General features: G+C 32.8%; 1 protein-coding gene. It reads right to left on the reverse strand.

Annotated elements, in window-relative coordinates:
- Window positions 1-701: 701 nt before the first annotated feature.
- Window positions 702-1,148 carry a DUF4844 domain-containing protein gene (locus BT151_RS18355; protein WP_072403821.1) on the reverse strand — a complete coding sequence of 149 codons (447 nt, stop codon included), beginning with the start codon at window positions 1,146-1,148 and terminating at the stop codon, window positions 702-704.
- Window positions 1,149-1,672 lie beyond the last annotated feature (524 nt).

The raw sequence follows: 1,672 nt of genomic DNA on the forward strand, positions 1-1,672 counted from the left end.
GTGAAAAATAATAGTAAAGTCAGAAGCGTAAATATTGCTAAATGAATTACTATAATTTTCTTTTTAGTCATTCTGTTCAAATGTTGGGTAACGGTCTTGTATAAGAATAGTTGCGTGTTTGCGTGCGAGGAATTTCCGAAGGAAATTCAGATGTAGCAAATATGCAACTACCTTTATTTAAGCACAAAATAGCAATTATTTTTATACGTTGTTGGCTTTAGTAATGACACATTTGAGTGAGCAGGCGTATTTGCGTTTCCATATTTTATCCGCATAATAACTATGTCAGCCGTTTTTGTCATTTATAAAGAGATTTGAACTCCGTAATATTTTGAATTTTCACAGTAATTTAAACGCTGCATTATAATTCCGAAATCTATGTCAAAATCAGATTTAGTTTCGCAAATTTTTTCCGAGTCAATTATGATTCCGCAAACTATTTAAGATTAGCTTTTGAGTGTTTTCCGCATCTGGCTAAATGTCCGCGAAATACTTAAGAGAAATCAAAAAATCAGTAATTCATTCAGTTTTTTGTCAGCGTATTTTTTGTCGGAATTATTGAAGCCAACGGTTTTGTATAAGAATAGTTGCGGTTTTGTGTGCGAGGATTTTCCGCAGGAAAATCAGATGTAGCAAAACTGCAACGACCTTTGGTTAAGCCTAAAATAGCAATTATTTTTATACGGTGTTGGCAACAGTTTTTATTTTTCTTTTATCAATTCGTTCGGGTCAAATCCGTACATAAATTTATTTAATTGTCCATTCGAACTTTCCAATTCCACAATGTCCATTAGTTCCTCAATATAAGTACAAACTCTTTCTCGGTCTTCAGTATCCAATTCCAGATAAATTTTCGCAAACCTAGAAAGTCCAATTCCGATTTTTTCTTGATATTTTTTGTCAGTTGGTTTTTCCGATTTCGCAACAGTTTTAAAATCAGTCGCAATTTCATTAATTTTTTCCGTAAAAATTGGTCGCATTTTTTCGTCCGCAATTCCAGGATAAAAATTTTCTTCTACGAACTTTTTCTTTGCAATAAATTCCGCAAACTTTTCATTCGCATTTTCAGGTGTTTTCATTTCGGTTGCATTTTGTCCGCAAGCAGATAAAGTTAAAAACAGAACTAATATTTTGATGTATTTCGTCATTTCTCAAATTGTTGCCAACGTTACGTGTAAGAATAGTGCGGTTTTGTGTGCGAGGATTTTCCGTAGGAAAATTAGAAGCTAACAAAAAAAGCACTAACTTTTTATTAAGTACTAAACTACGCATTATTTTTATACAATGTTGTAAATCAGTTGTGACACATTTGAGTAATCACGATTTATTTCGCTTTAATTTTTCTCAGACTGAGTAAAGTCCGACGCAACAGTTGCGAACTGCTTTGGTCAGTCAGATATTATTTTAGGTTTTTAAATCCACAAAATTCGGTTTTTTTAGTTCGTTTTAAAATCCGAAAACTTGTAGAAATCAGCTGGTTTTATTTTCCGTTTCTGGCTAAAAGTCGCCGTAAAGATTGGTATTTAATTAGTGTTTTGGTCAGTTTTTTTCAGCGTAAACTTTTTCGGAGTAATTGTTTACAACGGTCTTGTATAAGAATAGTGCGGTTTTGTGTGCGAGGATTTTCCGATAGGAAAATCAGACGTAACAAAATTGCACTAACTCTTGATTA

The sequence above is a fragment of the Flaviramulus basaltis genome, assembly GCF_900114265.1.
Classification (GTDB): domain Bacteria; phylum Bacteroidota; class Bacteroidia; order Flavobacteriales; family Flavobacteriaceae; genus Flaviramulus; species Flaviramulus basaltis.

Bases quoted from the DNA above. Each gene is read 5' to 3' on its own strand.
- BT151_RS18355 (WP_072403821.1), bottom strand. From the start codon at position 1,148: ATGACGAAATACATCAAAATATTAGTTCTGTTTTTAACTTTATCTGCT.